Here is a 15,033-nt window from a genome sequence, read left to right as displayed (position 1 = left end):
TGTCGTTGCGCGAGACCTGCTGGCGCAAAACGGTCAGAATGCGCGCTGCGTCGGTCCCGGTGTTCGCGCAGTATGGAACCCCCGGCGCCTTCGGTGAAATCACGCCCGCGTGGTAACCCATCAGGGGTAGAAGCATGACGTTGAGCCTGCAGGACATCGCCTGGCACCGCTCGGTGGGGCAACTGATCGAGTCGCTGGACGCCCCGGGTTTCTGGGTGGCGCTGGTGCGCACCCTCGGCCAGTACGTGCCCCACGACAGCTGGGTGGCGCTGCTGTTCAGCGAAGGCCGGCCCCAGGTGTTCGCCGAATGCCCGGGCGAGGACGGCGAGCCGGACCTGCTGTTCCAGGACTACCTGGACGGCCTCTACCTGCTGGACCCCTTCTATATCCACAGCCGCGAAAGCAGCCGTGGCGGCCTGCTGCGCCTGGCCGACGTGGCGCCGGAATGCTTCGAGCAGACCGACTACTACCAGCGCTACCACCGCCTCAACGTGGTGACCGACGAGCTGCAGTTCAACGTGCCGCTGGAGGGCGGGCGCACCCTGTGCCTCTCGCTTGGTTCGCGCCAGGCCTTCACCCCCGAGCAGATCGCGCTGTTGAGCCTGGTGGAACCCTGGGTAGTGGGGCTGATGCGCCAGCGCCTGGCCTTCGAGGCCGAACGCCTGGCCAGCACCCCGCAACCGGCGCCGAACTGGGAGGTGCAGCTGGAACAGGTGGGCCAGCAGGTGGAAAGCGCCCTCACCGCCCGCGAGCTGGAAGTCGCCCGGCTGATGCTCAGCGGCTGCTCCAGCAAGGAAGTGGCACGCAAGCTGGCCATCTCGGCGGAGACGGTGAAGGTCCACCGCAAGCACATCTACGCCAAGCTCGGGATCAAGTCGCAGTCGGAGCTGTTCTCGCTGTTCCTCAAGGCGCAGCGGGGGTAGACCGCAGAGGCGAGGGGAGCGCTGCGCGCTCCCTGGCGAATGAATTCGCCCCTACAGGTACCGTGCCCCGTGGGTGTGAATTCATTCGCGATCAAGCCTGGCGCCCTCACCTTTTTGCGGTTGAAACCACTCCCACATCCCCGTAACGGATCGATGCGGTTCGCCGAGCTCACCGCATCCTACGGGCCTGCTCCGTCCGTAGGATGGGCTGAACTATGCGAAGCCCATCGTTGGTGGCGGGCTGCGGATCGGTAGGTGCCGTGCCATGTGGATGCGAATGCATTCGCGATCAAGGCTAGGCGCCACCAAACTTCGCGGTTGAAACCGCTCCCACAAGGAGCGGGCAAGGCCCACGTAGGATGGGCTGAGCTCGGCGAAGCCCATGCGGCCGGCATGGGCCACCCGGGCTGAAGCCCGGGCTACGGGGTTTTAGCGGAGTTTTTCCAGCATCTGGTAGTACCACATGCCCACGGCGAGCATGGGGTTGCCGAACACGTCGCCCATGGGGACCTTGATGTGGGAGCAGCCGGCGAAGGTGTCGAAGCGCCCCAAAGTGCCGGTCATGGCCTCGGCCATGATCTCGCCCATGATGTGGGTGGTGGCGACGCCGTGGCCGGAGTAGCCCTGGCAGTACCAGACATTGGGCGAGAGCTTGCCCAGCTGCGGGATGCGGTTGATGACGATGCCCATGGCACAGCTCCACTGGAACTCGATCTCCACGCCCTTGAGCCGGGGGAAGGTGCGCTCGATGGCCGGGCGCAATTCCGCGGCGATGTCCCGCGAGTCGCGCCCGGAGTAGTTGGCGCCGCCGCCCAGCAGCAGGCGCTTGTCGGCAGTGAGGCGGTAGTAGTCGAGCACGAAGCGGCAGTCGTAGACGGCCAGGTCCTGCGGGTTGATCTGGTCGGCGACCTCGCCCAGCGGGCGGGTGGTGACGATGCCGCCCATGGCCGGGAAGATCATGCCCTTGAGCTTCTTGCGCTCCAGCTTGTGGTAGACGTCGCCGGCCAGCAGCACCTGCCCGGCGTTGACCCGGCCCTGGGCGGTGACCACCGCCGGGCGCGGCCCGTGGACGATCTCCAGTACCTCGGAGTGTTCGAAGATCATTGCCCCCAGGCTCTCGGCCGCGCGGGCCTCGCCCAGGCACAGGTTGAGCGGGTGCAGGTGCATGTTGCGGGTGTTCTTCAGCGCGCCCAGGTACAGGTCGCTCTCCAGGTGGCTGCGCATGCCGGCGGCATCCAGCAGGGTCACCTCCCCTTCCATGCCACGGGCCAGGGCTTCCTCGTAGGAGGCCTTCAGCTCGTCCATGTGCGCGGGCTTCATCGCCGCGTGCAGGTGACCGTGCTTGAGGTCGCACTGGATGCCGTAGCGGGCGACGCGCTGCTTGATGATCTCGTGGCCGCGCCAACGCAGGTTCCAGATGAAGTCATCCACATCCTTGCCCAGGCGCTGGCGCATCTGCTTGCGCATGGCCTCGTCGCCGGAAAGGCTGCCGGTGACCTGGCCGCCGTTGCGGCCAGTGGCGCCCCAGCCGATCTTCTTGGCTTCCACCAGGGCCACCTTGAGCCCGCGCTCGGCCAGCTCGACGGCGGTGGCGACGCCGGTGAAACCGCCGCCGATGATGACCACGTCCGCCTCGACCGTGCCGGTCAGGGTGGGGTAGTCGGTCTCCTGGTTGAGGGTGGCGGTGTAGTAGGAGCGGCAGCGCTCGGCGCTGGCGGTGTTCTTCAGTGCAGCATTCATCGGGTCATTCCTTCAGTGCCCCTGTGGGGGGCATCCAACGGGTGCAGGCCGCCCAGCGGCCCGCGCAAAAAAGGGTCAGGCCTGGTCCATGTACCAGCGCCAGTCCTGCTCGCTGACTTCGGCCATGAACTGGCGGTACTCGGCGCGCTTCACGGCCAGGTACACGCCGAGGAAGGCCTCGCCGAACGCTTCGCGGGCCCAGGTGGACGCCTCCAGGGCGCGCAGGGCGGTGAGCCAGTCGGTGGGCAGGCGCTCGGTGGCCTGGGCATAGCCGTTGCCCTGGACCGGTTCGCCGGGGTCGATCTCGTCGCGCAGGCCGCGGTGGATGCCGGCGAGGATGGCGGCCGCCGCCAGGTAGGGGTTGGCGTCGGCGCCGCAGATGCGGTGCTCCACATGCCGGCTGGCCGCCGGGCCGCCCGGTACGCGCAGGCTCACGGTGCGGTTGTCCACACCCCAGGTGGGCGCCAGCGGGGCGTAGCTGTTGGCCTGGAAGCGGCGGTAGGAGTTGGCGTTGGGGCAGAACAGCAGCAGCGAATCCAGCAGCGACTCGAGCATGCCGCCCACGGCCAGGCGCAGCAGCGGGGTGCCGGCCGGGTCTTCGCTGGCGAACAGGTTGCGGCCCTGCGCGTCGGCCAGGCTGACGTGCATGTGCATGCCGGTGCCGGCCAGGTGGTCGAAAGGCTTGGCCATGAAGCAGGCGCGCATGCCGTGGGCATTGGCCACGCCCTTGACCAGGCGCTTGTAGCGCACGGCCTGGTCCATGGCGGTGAGCGCGTCGCCGTGCTCCAGGGTGATCTCCACCTGGCCCGGGGCGTACTCGGAGATGGCGGTGCGCGCCGGGATGCCCTGGGCCTTGCAGGCGGCGTAGAGGTCGGCGAGGAACGGCTCGATCTGCTCCAGCTCGCGCAGGCCGTAGACCTGGGTGGTGCGCGGGCGGCGGCCGTCGGTGTCCAGCGCCGGTTGCGGGCGGCCCTGGGCGTCGTTCTTCTGGTCCAGCAGGTAGAACTCCAGTTCGCAGGCCATCACTGGGTGGTAGCCGTCGGCCTTGAGCTGGTCGATCACCTGCACCAGCAGGTGGCGCGGGTCGGCGATGACCGCCGGCATGCCCTCTTCCGGGTGCATGCACACCTGCAGCGCGGCGGTGGGCATGCGCCGCCAGGGCAGGCGCACCAGGCTGCCGGGCAGCGGGTAGGCGCGGCAGTCGATGTCGCCCACGTCCCAGACCAGGCCGGAGTCCTCCACGTCCTCGCCGTTGAGGGTGAGCCCCAGGATGGTGCTCGGCAGCGGCCGGCCGCTCTGGTAGACGGCGAGCAGTTCCTCGCGGTGCAGCAGCTTGCCGCGCGGCACGCCGTTGGCGTCGAGGATGAACAGCTCGAAGGTGTCGATGTCCGGGTTCTGGTCCAGGAAGTCCTGGGCTTCCTGCGCTCTGGCGAATGTCATGTGGCTCCCTCTGCGCCCTGTGGCGCGCGAAATGGTCCCGTCCCTGGCCATGCAAAGGCTGTGCAGGCGGGCAAGGTCAACGATAGTCACGGTGCGGCGCGTGGGCCGCGATCAGGCAGGTGCGCTATCCGGCGGGCGCGCGTGGCGGCAGTGCCAGAGCGCCCAGAAGGCCAGTTCGAGAGGGAGGGAGACGCGGGTCAGGGCCGGCCACCGGCGGCACCGCCAGCGCACGCTGCCCAGGTGGGGCGGCGTGTGCGATACGGGGGCGGTTGTGCGGGTCGAACCCATCGGAAAGGTGCCGAAAACAAGGATGCCCCGGAGACTCGCACGCCCCCATGGGTGCTTAAAATCCAGTTTTTCCTATCTTTGGTTCAGGCGGCGCTAAACAAATTACCGCCCGTGGAAGCGGGCTCGACCGCGAAGTGCCCGGGCACCGGGCCTTCGCGAATGACTCCGCCCCCGCATGCCTCAGGCGTCGTCCTGGGCGCCCTGCATGGCCTCGTAGACAGCCACAGCCTCGATGCCCAGTTCTTCGGCCAGCTCCAGCACGCGCGGCAGGTCCTGGGTGTAGACCAGCACGGCCTGCAGCACGCCCTCTTCCATCGGGTCGCTGAAGCCCACCAGCACGTAGCCGCCCTTCTCCGGGTAGAGGGCGCTGAGCTGCACCTGGATGCTGCGCACGGCGCGCAGCGGCTCGACCTTCTTCAGCTGCTTGGGCTGGATGTTGAAGGTCACACTCGGACCGAAGGAGGCGATGATCTGGCTCAGCAGCTCCGGGTAGTCGTCCGCGTGGAACAGCACGGTCTCCGGCAGGCTGCCCACCACCACCCACTCGCCGAGGGGGATGGTGAAGGTGTCGTCGTAGTTGATGTCGGGGTTGGCTGCGAGGAAGGCTTCCGGGTCGGCATAGGCCTGGGCCGCTTCGTCGGCGATCTGCTCGATCTCTTGCTCGGTCATGCAACCCGAGCTGATTTTGGTGATGAGTTCGACGAGCTGCGCTTTCATGGCAAGGAAGTCCTGGGGTGGATAACGAGGCGTGAAGGATATAGGCAAGCCGCCGCGCCGTCAGCCGAACCGGCCCTCGTGCTGCCGAGCCGCCGATGCCCCACGAAAAAGCCCGTCCACAAGGACGGGCTCTTTCACCACCAACCGGCTCAGGCGCGGAGCTTGCCGGTCCAGTCCATCAGGCTGCGCCACAGGCACACGCCCACGAAGTAGGCCGAGGACAGGCCCCACAGCACCAGCATCATCGGCTTCATGCCCGGGTACTGGATGACCAGGAACATGCTGCTCAGCATCCACACGAAGGTCACGGTGATGTTCAGCGGCATCAGGCGCTTCACCCGGAAGGGGTGCAGGAACTTCAGCTTGGTCAGGGTCAGCGCGGCCAGCACGCAGATGATGCCGAAGCTCACCACCGGCGGCAGGTCCAGCAGGTAGAGGTACAGCGCCACCACGTTCCAGGCGGCGGGGAAGCCGACGAAGTAGTTGTCGCTGCTCTTCATGTTCAGGTTGCAGAAGCAGAACAGCGACGACACCAGGATCAGGCTCACCGTGGGCAGCACGGTGTAATCCGGCAGCGGCACGTAGCGGTAGATGAAGATGGCGGGGATGAACACGTAGGTGAGGTAGTCGATCACCAGGTCCAGCGTCGAACCGTCGAAGTTCGGCAGCATGGTGCTGGTCTGGACCTTGCGCGCGAAACTGCCGTCCAGGCCGTCCACCAGCAACGCCGCGCCGAGCCACAACAGGCAGTCACGGGGTTGGTTGTCGAAGAGCGCCAGGATGGCCATCAGGGCCAGCACCACACCGGTGGCAGTGACGCCGTGGGCCGACCAGGCCTTGGCTTTGTTGACCGCGTTGATTTGAGTGGACACGTTCGTCTCTATTCCGCTGAGTGGTGACGATGTTGGGTAGACAACAGGTTTTTCCTACACGTTCATCGATCGAGTCCGAGCGACGACGGGCACAATGCCGAAGATTCTACTCGTTGCGCCAGTCATTCGATGCAGCTTCCTTCACGTTGGGCACGCTCCGCCGCCCAGCGGCTTGCCCCTGTGCCGCCGCAGCGCCCCGGCCAGAGGCCCGGCAGGCGCCTGACCGACCGTCGGCCCGCTGCGGCTTGCATCCCCGCCCACCCCGCTGCACCCTAGCGCGCCGAAACCCGACGCCCGTGCCATGAGCCATCCCCTCGACCCCGCCCGTTGCCCGCTCTGCGGCCAGCCCAACCAGTGCAGCCTCGCCCGTGGCGACGCCCAGCCGTGCTGGTGCTTCAGCGTCGAGATCGACCCCGAGGCCCTGCGCCAGGTGCCATTGGAAGCCCGCGACCGCGCCTGCCTGTGCCCCCGCTGTGCCCGCCTGCGCGCTGACGACGAGCCCGCCTGATGCGCCTCGACCGCCTGCTGGGCAACCTCCCCGACCTCAACCGCCAGGACGCCCGCCTCGCCCTGGCCGCCGGCCGCGTGCAGGTCAACGGCGCCCCCGAGCGTGACGCCCGGCGCGAAGTGCGCGTGTTCGACCGCGTCACCCTCGACGCCCGCGAGATCCAGCCCGGCAAGCCTGCCCGCTACTTCATGCTGCACAAGCCGGCCGGCTGGGTGAGCGCCACCTGCCACGACGAACACCCCACCGTGCTCGACCTGCTGGACGAGCCCGACAAGCACGAACTGCACCTGGGCGGCCGCCTCGACCTCACCACCACCGGGCTGCTGCTGATCACCAACGATGGCCTCTGGTCGCGCCGCGTGACCCAGCCCGAAACCAAGCAGCCCAAGGTCTACCGCGTGGAGACCGAAGACGAGATCGACCCCGCCTGCATCGCCGCCTTCGCCGCCGGCCTCTACTTCGCCTACGAAGACCTCGTCACCCGCCCCGCCCAGCTGGAAATCCTCGCCCCGCGCCAGGCCCGCCTCACCCTGCACGAAGGGCGCTACCACCAGGTCAAGCGCATGTTCGGTCACTTCCGCAACAAGGTCGTCGGCCTGCACCGCGAGCGCATGGGCGACCTGCCGCTGGACCCGGCCCTGCGCCCCGGCCAGTACCGCGCCCTCACGCCGGGCGAGATCGCCCTGTTCTGAGGCCCGACCAGCGGCCGCCCGATCTCCCGAACCTTTCACCCCCGGCCCCACTCACAGCTCCGTGGCCAGGCAGCCGACCAACTGCAGGATTTTTTTCGGCCAGAGGCTTGCGGGCGGAAAACGCGGCTGCTTAACTCCCAACCCAAGGTCAGAGTGTGACCAATGAGTCACAACAACCTTCCAAGCGACCCGCTGTACCGGCGCACGCGCCCTGCCCTGTTTCACCTGCCTGGTCAAAGGACCCACTCCAACGCCCTTCAACGGCGCTGGAACGGCCACCCTTTTTCGCTGTAAATCATTGAAAAATAAATAATTCTAAAAATCCTCGCCTGACATTCCCCTGTCATCTCCAGGCGTTTATCTGACTGCCATGCGCCGCGAACGATGCCCCCATCGCCCGCTCGTCCAACCTGCGCCCGGAGGAAACGACATGAGGCCTCAAACCCAAGTCGTCACAGTCAACAGGAAGTACAAGGTTCACACGGAGTTCTACGCCAACCCGCAGGCCAGCCGGACCATCATCCTGGTCAACGGCTCCCTCGCCACCACGGCCTCGTTCGCGCAGACGGTCAAGTACCTGCACCCGCAGTTCAACGTCGTGCTCTACGACCAGCCCTACGCCGGCCAGTCCAAACCCCACAACGACCACGGCAGCCCCGTCACCAAGGAAGCCGAGGCCGAGATCCTCCTCGCGCTCATCGAGCACCACCAGGTGGACTATGTCTCCTCCTTCTCCTGGGGCGGCGTCGCCACCCTGCTGGCCCTGTCGCAGAACCCGGCGCGCATCCGCAAGGCGGTGATCAACTCCTTCTCGCCGGTGCTCAACGAACCGATGCTCGACTACCTGCGCAACGGCATGACCCACCTCCAGGCCCTGGACCGGGAGAACGTCGCGCAGTTGGTCAACGCCACCATCGGCAGCTACCTGCCGGCGCTGTTCAAGCGCTTCAACCACAAGCACGTCGCCAGCCTCGACGACCACGAATACCTGCAGATGCACTTCCACATCCGCCAGGTGCTCAACCTCGACGCCCACTGCTACGTCGACTGCCTGCAAGCCGTGGACATCCCCCTGCTGTTCATCAACGGCGAGCACGACCTCTACACCTCCCCCGAGGACGCCCGCGGCTTCGCCCGCCACGTGCGCGACTGCCAGTTCGCCACCATCCGCAACGCCGGCCACTTCATCGACCTGGAGCACAAGGCCGGCTGGCAGCAGACCCAGGACGTCCTGCTGGGCTTCCTCAACGCCCCCACCCGCAGCCAGCAGCCCCGCGTCCTCCACGGCCTGGGCCCGCAGGCCATGGCCGTATGACGCGCACACCCGGCCGCCAGCGCCCGACGCAGGCGGCCGGCAAGGTGCGTTTCATCACGGAAGGTTCAGGGGCGGGGCTTCATTTCGGCCACGACTTCTGGTAAAAAGTCGGCCTCGCAAGCGGGCGTCGTATAATGGCATTACCTGAGCTTCCCAAGCTCATGACGAGGGTTCGATTCCCTTCGCCCGCTCCAGAATCCACGGGCCTTCCAGCTGCCCACCGGGTTAACCGGAAAGAGTTGGGGGCCGTTTTGGGGGCCGTTTCCCCAAATCGGCATGCAGTCAACGGCTGAGCCTGTACTGACTGTTTCGCGTACGCATGCGCACATGATGCGCGACCCTCCGCGCCAAGGTAGAGGGGGGTCTTTCAAATGAGTAATTTTTGTAATCCTGACCAAAATTGCAGCCTAAGCCCTTGTCGCTATTGGCTTTCCATGCTCATTTGGAAAGTAATTTCTGAGTAACTATTTAGTAATCTGATTACTCATCTATAGAGTGATTTTTGCATTCGTAAAAACCCTTATAAATCAGTTAGTTAACCAAAAATCACTTTTCTGATTACTCTGAAATTACTCACCTTTGTAACCCTCTAGGCCAAGAACCACGCGGCCTCCAGCCATGTCCCCGGCGGATGTTGCGGAAGTTACTCATTCTGAAAATCGCACCCTGTACTCCAACTGGCAGGCTTGATATCTCCCCGTTTACCGGGCCGCTCTGCAGGGATTCGCAGGCTTTTTGGTGCGCAGAGTTCTGAGGCAGCCCCGCAGCCAGGCTCTCTTGCAAAGGGCTGCAGGGGTGCAGAAAAAACGACCCATTTAGACCGCAGGCGTGGCGGGGGGACGACCCCGCGCCGCGAGGGTGAAACCCGGGGTTTTCGCCGGGACGCACCAATACGGTGCAACGGAGCAGGGCGGGCACCCCCTGCCGCGCGGGCACGAAAAAGCCGCCCGTAGGCGGCTTGGGGTGTGGCAGGCAGGGAGCTAGGCGGGGGTCGGGTACTCGCGGAACCGGATCACCTCCTCGCCCAGCCACTCGTTCACCTGCTGCAGCCTCGACTGGAGCGGCTCCAGTTCGTTCTGCACCCATACGGTCGTCGCATCCGTGATCGATCCGAAGCCCCCGGCATTCTGCGGGACGATGCCCATCAGCTGTGGAGGGATCCGCAGGCCGGCCAGCATGTCGTCGCGGGTGATGTTCTTGATCGAACCGAACTCATCCTTGGCCGCCACCTCGCTGACGGGGATCAGCTGCAGCCCCTCCTTCTTGCCGTTCGGGGCGTAGACGAACAGGTTGCGGAAGTTGCCTGGGCCCTTGGCGTTCTTCAGCGCGTTGCGCAGGGCATCGATGTCCTCCTCCTTCTGCGCCGCGTCGGTCATGTAGAGGATGAAGCCCGCGTGCGACCCGTTGTTGTAGTACTTGCGGCGGAACAGCGTGGCCGACTCGTTGAGCAGGCCGGACTGCAGGGCCGCCAGCCACTCGGGCATGCCGTACACCTCCTGGTGGATGTCCGCCTCGCGCAGGTGGCAGATGGTCCCCTTCTCGAACTCGTGCTCATCCTTCCAGCCGCGCACCAGGTAGTAGCGGTCGAGATCCTCGCCCCGCCGCATGTACTTCGCCAGGCAGGGCTGCAGGGCCACGGACGTGCCGAGCATGGACCGGCGGCGCTCCAGGTAGGCGTTGCCGGACCAGAGCCAGTCCAGGGCGAACTGCTCGAAGGCCGCCCGGGACAGCAGCCGGTGGGGGACGAACGCCCGGGCCAGCATGTTGCGCTTGAAGGTCAGCCCCGACTGCAGGTACACGCTCGCCGAGATCGACCGGGACAGACCGTCCAGCGACAGCGGCGGCTCGTACCAGCGCCCGTTGAAGGCGCATTCCAGGTAATCGAAGATCTCGCGCCCGCTGAGGACCGGCGTCGGGTCGCCGAAGGTGAAGGCCTCGACGCCTGCAGGCGCGCCGGCTGGGGTTTGGGTGGTCATCATTGCAGCTCCATAAAGCCGGTGTTGGATGTCGTCTGCCCTTCGAGTGGCTCGTTCTGCAGGGCATGGAACAGGGCCCAGGCCAGGTCGGCATGGCCCGTGGTTTCGGTGCGGCCGGCGGTGTAGGTCATGTGGCGACCGCTGGCGGTCATGGTCTTGCGGATGGCCATCAGCGCCTGGGCGAAGTCGGTCCAGCCTGCGTCGAACTCCAGCCGCCCCTTGTGGATCACGTCGTAAGCCTTCAGCACCAGACGCGTCTTCACCTCGGGCGAGTAGCTGAAGGTCACCAGGTTGGGGAAGAACTGCTTAACCAGCTGGGCCACGCCCGAGCCCATGCCCGTGGTATCGATGCCGATGTAGGTGACCCAGAAGCGCTCGGTGATTTCCTTGATCACCTTGGCCTGGGCGGCGAAGTCCATGCCCCGGAACTGGTGCTTCTCCAGCACCCTGAAGGCCCCGCCCGGCACCTGCGGCGGCGCCACCACCACCAGGCCGGCAGTGTCCCCGGTCTCGGCCGGATCGTAGCCCACCCACACCGGCCAGCTGGCGTAAGGGCGCTTGGCGAAGGGCTTGTACTCCCCTTCCCACTTCACCCAGCTGTCCACCATGCAAGGCTGCAGCATGGCCAGGGGGAAGACCGACGCCCCGTCGTCCACGAACTCGCACATCAGCAGGTTGGCGAAGGCCTCGGGCGAGTACTCGAAGCGCAGCTCATCGATATCGAACAGGTCGCAGCCCCGGTCCGCCGCGTCCAGGATGGTGACGATCTGCCGCCAGATCTTGTCCTCGCACAGGCGTCCCTGCTGCAGCGCGCCGTGGCTCACGTCCACCTTCAGGTGCGCCGATGCCGGCTTGCCCCGGTTGAACACCTCCCCGGTCCAGAACGTGTACGCCTCGTGGGCCATGCTCGACGGCGTCGAGAAGTACGTCTTGCGCCACTTCTTGTGCATCGCCATGCCGCTGGCGACCTTGTTCAGTTCCTGGAACTTGAAGGTCCAGAAGAACTCGTCGAAATAGAAATTCCCGTGATAGCCCTGGGCCGTGCGGGCGTTGGTACCGAGGAAATGCAGCTCCGCGCCATTGGGCAGGATGATCGGATCGCCGGTGAGATCGACCCCCGTCACCTCGCGGGCAAAGGCCTGGATATAGGCCTTGAAGATGTGTGCCTGATTCTTCGAGGCCGACAGGAAAATCTGGTTTCTGCCCGTGGTGAGCGCATCGATCAGCGCCTCCCGGGCGAAGTAGTAGGTCGCGCCGATCTGGCGTGACTTCAGGATCACCCGGGTGCGCTGGTTGCCGGCCCGGTACCAATCCTTCTGGTAGTCGAAGCAACCATCGAGGAAGGCCTCGACCAGCCGCTCCACCTGGTCCTCGCTGAACTCATTGCGCCGAGGCTTTGCCTTCGGCCCCGCATTGCGCTTGGCCAGCTCCGGGTTGAGGTCCGTTTCGCTGCCACCGCCCTGGTAGCGCTCAATCCGCGCCTGCCGCTCCATCTGCCGATGGAGCAGATCGATCTCCTTGTAGTCCGCCCCTGTCTTCGGATCCTTGAGGATCAGCTGCACCAGGCGCGCCTCGGTCGCCGCCTGGACCCGCTGCAGCGCAGTCGCCCGGTCCCACTCATCCCGGGCCTTCCAGCTGTGCAGGGTCTTCTCCTTTTCCCCCAGCAGATCGGCGATATCGGTGACGCGCCACCCCATCCAGTACAGGTGCTTGGCGTGGCGTCGAGGGTCGGTCGGGAGGCTGGCGATAGCGTTCATGGCGCCGATGCTGCCGCCCGCGCGCGAAGCACACCCGCGCCGCCCCTTGTATCCCCCACCACTACAAAGCGGGCGCGTTGCCCGGCCAGCGCCGTCTGCCGACCATGCCCCTCAACGCCGACTGCGGCAAAGCAGCTGAAACCGAGGACACCCCATGAAGAAATTCCGCTCGAAGTGGCTCCGCGTTGCCGTGGAAGGCGCCACTACCGACAAGCGCGAGATCAAGCGCAGCTGGCTGGAGCAGGCCGCCAAGAACTTCAGCCAGAACACCTACGGCGCCCGCATCTGGCTGGAGCACTTCCGCAGCCTGCTGCCGGACAGCCCCTTCAAGGCCTACGGCGACGTCGTCGCCCTCAAGACCGAAGAGGTGGAGATCTCCGGCCAGAAGAAGCTCGCCCTCTACGCCCAGCTGGAGCCCACCAGCGAACTGATCGCCCTCAACAAGGCCAAGCAGAAGATCTACACCTCCATCGAGATCGACGAGAACTTCGCCGACAGCGGCGAGGCGTACATGGTCGGCCTCGCCGTCACCGACTCCCCGGCCAGCCTGGGGACCGACGTCCTCGCCTTCTCTGCGCAGAAGCCCGAGGCCAGCCCCTTCCGTAGCCGCCACTACTCCGAGACCTCCATGTTCTCCGAGGCCATCGAAGCCAATCTCGAATTCGAAGAGGTCACTGACCAGGTGGGGCTGTTCGGCAGCCTCAAGACCGCCATCAGCGACCTCATCAGCAAGGGCAAGGACAAGGAAGGCAGGGATGCCACTTCCTTCAAGGAGCTGGGCGAGGCCCTGGAGGGCCTGGTCACCTTCGCCACCCAGCAGCAGGAGCACGCGGTCAAGGCCGACACCGCCATCGCCAACCTCACGAAGGCGGTAGAGACCATCACCACCGACTTCGCCGCCCTGAAGGAGCAGCTCGGCAAAACCCAGGACCTCAGCCAGAAACAGCGCCCGCCGGTCACCGGTGACAAGCAGCACGTCGTAACCGACTGCTGATCCCCAGGGACAGCCAACAGCCAAGGATCAACCGGAGAGACCCATGCGTAACGAAACCCGAAAACTCTTCAACGCCTACCTGGACCAGGTGGCCAAGCTCAACGGCGTGGACAGCGCCACCACCAAGTTCGCCATCGAGCCCAGCGTCCAGCAGAAGCTGGAGCAGCGGATGCAGGAATCCAGCGAGTTCCTCGGCCAGATCGGCATGATCGGCGTCGACGAACTGATCGGCGAAAAGGTCGGCATCGGCGTCAGCGGCACCATCGCCAGCCGTACCGACACCACCGGCAGCGGCGTGCGTACCCCGCGCGAAGTGCAGGCCCTGGACAACCAGAAGTACGAGGCCAAGCAGACGGATTTCGACACCGCCATCCGCTACTCCCTGCTCGACGCCTGGGCCAAGTTCCCGGAGTTCCAGGCCCTGCTGCGCGACGCCATCATCAAGCGCCAGGCCCTGGACCGCATCATGATCGGCTTCAACGGGACCAGCGCCGCCGCCACCACCAACCGCAGCACCAACCCCCTGCTGCAGGACGTCAACATCGGCTGGCTGCAGCAGTACCGCAACAACGCCCCGCAGCGCGTCCTCAAGGACGGCAAGGCCGCCGGCAAGATCGTCATCGGCAACGGCGCCACTGCCGACTACAACAACCTCGACGCCCTGGTCTTCGACGCGGTGGCCAACCTGATCGACCCCTGGCACCGCAAGGACCCCGGCCTGGTGGTGATCCTCGGCAGCAACCTCGTGCACGACAAGTACTTCCCGCTGGTGAACAAGGAGCAGCCCGCGTCCGAGAAGCTCGCCACCGACATGATCCTGTCGCAGAAGCGCATGGGCGGTAAGCAGCCGATCGAAGTGCCCTACGTGCCCGACGGCGCCATGCTCATCACCACTCTGCCCAACCTCGCCATCTACTGGCAGCTCGGCGGCCGCCGCCGCTACATCCAGGAGAACCCGGCCAAGAACCGCATCGACAACTTCGAATCGAGCAACGACGCCTACGTCGTCGAGGACTACGGCCTCGGCTGCCTGGTCGAGAACATCGAGCTGCTGGAGGCCTGACCGCCATGGCCCTGAGCCCCGCCAAACGCCACTTCATCAAGACCTCGGCCGCCATGGCGGCCGAGGCCACCCCCCACGGCGACACCGTCGAAGGCCTGCCGGCCTACGAACAGCAGCTCGCCCAGCTGCACCAGGACCGCCTGCGCCTGAGCCAGGTCCAGGGCAACGAGCGCAAGGCCGAACTCAAGCGCCAACTGGTCCCCGCGTACGCGCCGTACATCGAGGGCGTGCTGGAGGCGGGGCAAGGCGCCCAGGACGACGTGCTCGGCTACCTCATGGTCTGGCGCATCGACACCGGCGACTACCAGGGCGCTCTCGACATCGCCGAGTACGTCTTGCGGCACGGGCTCGCCCTGCCGGATCGCTTCGAGCGCTCCAGCGGCTGCCTGGTCGCCGAAGAAATCGCCGAGGCCGCCCTCAAGGCGCAGAAGACCAAGGACAGCTTCGACCTCGACGTGCTGCACCGAACCATCGCCCTCACCGACGACCAGGACATGCCCGACGAGGCTCGCGCCAAGCTCTACCTCGCCGCCGGCCGCGCCACCCTCGAAGGGCTCACCCAAGACAACCCAGGCCCGCCCGGCAAGCTCCAGGCCGGCGCCGACCTGCTCAAGCGCGCCATCGAGCTGCACAGCATGTGCGGCGGCAAGCAAGCCTTCGACGCAGCCACCAAGCTGCTCAACAAACTCGCCGCCCAGCAGGGCGGCTAACCGAGCGGTCCCCCGCAACCCGGGCGGCTCGGGGCCGA

Annotated in this window: 13 protein-coding genes and 1 tRNA gene; 8 read left to right on the top strand and 6 right to left on the bottom strand. The window is 66.0% G+C overall.

Annotated elements, in window-relative coordinates; all coding sequences use genetic code 11:
• The first annotated feature begins 134 nt into the window (after positions 1-134).
• On the top strand, positions 135-923 hold the full coding sequence (locus tag BM198_RS25225) for a helix-turn-helix transcriptional regulator (RefSeq protein WP_074973375.1): 789 nt from the start codon (positions 135-137) through the stop codon (positions 921-923).
• 429 nt (positions 924-1,352) lie between these two features.
• On the opposite strand, the gene BM198_RS25220 is transcribed toward BM198_RS25225, so the two are convergent.
• The 4 genes from BM198_RS25220 to pcsA all read right to left on the bottom strand — a co-directional run bounded on the left by BM198_RS25220 (position 1,353) and on the right by pcsA (position 5,980).
• Positions 1,353-2,663: an NAD(P)/FAD-dependent oxidoreductase gene (locus BM198_RS25220; RefSeq protein WP_074973373.1), complete on the bottom strand. Its 1,311-nt coding sequence runs from the start codon at positions 2,661-2,663 to the stop codon at positions 1,353-1,355.
• Between the two features lie 75 nt (positions 2,664-2,738).
• Positions 2,739-4,103 (bottom strand): glutamine synthetase family protein, encoded by a 1,365-nt coding sequence (locus BM198_RS25215; protein ID WP_074973371.1) that lies wholly within the window; start codon positions 4,101-4,103, stop codon positions 2,739-2,741.
• A gap of 468 nt (positions 4,104-4,571) precedes the next feature.
• Complete coding sequence (locus BM198_RS25210) at positions 4,572-5,108, bottom strand: hypothetical protein (protein WP_044400139.1); 537 nt, start codon at positions 5,106-5,108, stop codon at positions 4,572-4,574.
• Between the two features lie 149 nt (positions 5,109-5,257).
• A complete protein-coding gene (gene pcsA, locus BM198_RS25205; protein ID WP_074973369.1) occupies positions 5,258-5,980 on the bottom strand; it encodes a phosphatidylcholine synthase in 723 nt (240 codons plus the stop codon).
• A gap of 301 nt (positions 5,981-6,281) precedes the next feature.
• On the opposite strand from pcsA, the gene BM198_RS25200 reads away from it, so the two are divergent.
• The 4 genes from BM198_RS25200 to BM198_RS25185 all read left to right on the top strand — a co-directional run bounded on the left by BM198_RS25200 (position 6,282) and on the right by BM198_RS25185 (position 8,689).
• Entirely contained in the window at positions 6,282-6,488 is a 207-nt protein-coding gene (locus tag BM198_RS25200; RefSeq protein WP_074973366.1) for a cysteine-rich CWC family protein, read from the top strand.
• Entirely contained in the window at positions 6,488-7,180 is a 693-nt protein-coding gene (locus tag BM198_RS25195) for an RNA pseudouridine synthase (RefSeq protein ID WP_074973364.1), read from the top strand. The genes BM198_RS25200 and BM198_RS25195 overlap by 1 nt, the downstream gene beginning before the upstream one ends.
• A gap of 430 nt (positions 7,181-7,610) precedes the next feature.
• On the top strand, positions 7,611-8,495 hold the full coding sequence (locus BM198_RS25190) for an alpha/beta fold hydrolase (RefSeq protein WP_074973362.1): 885 nt from the start codon (positions 7,611-7,613) through the stop codon (positions 8,493-8,495).
• Positions 8,496-8,615: 120 nt separating this feature from the next.
• Positions 8,616-8,689 (top strand) — tRNA-Gly (locus tag BM198_RS25185).
• Positions 8,690-9,475: 786 nt separating this feature from the next.
• On the opposite strand, the gene BM198_RS25180 is transcribed toward BM198_RS25185, so the two are convergent.
• A complete protein-coding gene (locus BM198_RS25180) occupies positions 9,476-10,474 on the bottom strand; it encodes a phage portal protein (RefSeq protein WP_074973360.1) in 999 nt (332 codons plus the stop codon).
• Entirely contained in the window at positions 10,471-12,228 is a 1,758-nt protein-coding gene (locus tag BM198_RS25175) for a terminase ATPase subunit family protein (protein ID WP_074973357.1), read from the bottom strand. Before BM198_RS25175 ends, BM198_RS25180 begins: the two co-directional genes overlap by 4 nt.
• A gap of 154 nt (positions 12,229-12,382) precedes the next feature.
• On the opposite strand from BM198_RS25175, the gene BM198_RS25170 reads away from it, so the two are divergent.
• Genes BM198_RS25170 through BM198_RS25160 form a run of 3 tightly spaced genes read left to right on the top strand, consistent with a single transcriptional unit; the run spans position 12,383 to position 14,995 of the window.
• A complete protein-coding gene (locus BM198_RS25170) occupies positions 12,383-13,222 on the top strand; it encodes a GPO family capsid scaffolding protein (RefSeq protein ID WP_074973355.1) in 840 nt (279 codons plus the stop codon).
• 43 nt (positions 13,223-13,265) lie between these two features.
• Positions 13,266-14,285 (top strand): phage major capsid protein, P2 family, encoded by a 1,020-nt coding sequence (locus tag BM198_RS25165; protein ID WP_074973353.1) that lies wholly within the window; start codon positions 13,266-13,268, stop codon positions 14,283-14,285.
• A 5-nt stretch (positions 14,286-14,290) separates the two neighbouring features.
• The gene (locus tag BM198_RS25160; protein WP_074973351.1) at positions 14,291-14,995 is read left to right on the top strand and encodes a phage terminase small subunit; all 705 of its coding nucleotides are present in this window, start codon (positions 14,291-14,293) and stop codon (positions 14,993-14,995) included.
• Positions 14,996-15,033: the final 38 nt, after the last annotated feature.

This window comes from Metapseudomonas otitidis, from assembly GCF_900111835.1.
In the GTDB taxonomy this organism is placed as follows: Bacteria; Pseudomonadota; Gammaproteobacteria; order Pseudomonadales; family Pseudomonadaceae; genus Metapseudomonas; species Metapseudomonas otitidis.
The sequence above is the reverse complement of the archived record's forward strand: the minus strand, read 5'-3'. Positions and strand labels throughout refer to the sequence as shown.

Excerpts from the sequence above, each read along its gene's own strand:
- BM198_RS25220 (WP_074973373.1), bottom strand. The coding sequence starts at position 2,663 with ATGAATGCTGCACTGAAGAACACCGCCAGCGCCGAGCGCTGCCGCTCC.
- BM198_RS25195 (WP_074973364.1), top strand. The coding sequence starts at position 6,488 with ATGCGCCTCGACCGCCTGCTGGGCAACCTCCCCGACCTCAACCGCCAG.
- BM198_RS25225 (WP_074973375.1), top strand. The coding sequence starts at position 135 with ATGACGTTGAGCCTGCAGGACATCGCCTGGCACCGCTCGGTGGGGCAA.
- BM198_RS25210 (WP_044400139.1), bottom strand. The coding sequence starts at position 5,108 with ATGAAAGCGCAGCTCGTCGAACTCATCACCAAAATCAGCTCGGGTTGC.
- BM198_RS25165 (WP_074973353.1), top strand. The coding sequence starts at position 13,266 with ATGCGTAACGAAACCCGAAAACTCTTCAACGCCTACCTGGACCAGGTG.
- BM198_RS25190 (WP_074973362.1), top strand. The coding sequence starts at position 7,611 with ATGAGGCCTCAAACCCAAGTCGTCACAGTCAACAGGAAGTACAAGGTT.
- BM198_RS25175 (WP_074973357.1), bottom strand. The coding sequence starts at position 12,228 with ATGAACGCTATCGCCAGCCTCCCGACCGACCCTCGACGCCACGCCAAG.
- BM198_RS25215 (WP_074973371.1), bottom strand. The coding sequence starts at position 4,103 with ATGACATTCGCCAGAGCGCAGGAAGCCCAGGACTTCCTGGACCAGAAC.
- BM198_RS25160 (WP_074973351.1), top strand. The coding sequence starts at position 14,291 with ATGGCCCTGAGCCCCGCCAAACGCCACTTCATCAAGACCTCGGCCGCC.
- BM198_RS25180 (WP_074973360.1), bottom strand. The coding sequence starts at position 10,474 with ATGATGACCACCCAAACCCCAGCCGGCGCGCCTGCAGGCGTCGAGGCC.
- BM198_RS25170 (WP_074973355.1), top strand. The coding sequence starts at position 12,383 with ATGAAGAAATTCCGCTCGAAGTGGCTCCGCGTTGCCGTGGAAGGCGCC.
- BM198_RS25200 (WP_074973366.1), top strand. The coding sequence starts at position 6,282 with ATGAGCCATCCCCTCGACCCCGCCCGTTGCCCGCTCTGCGGCCAGCCC.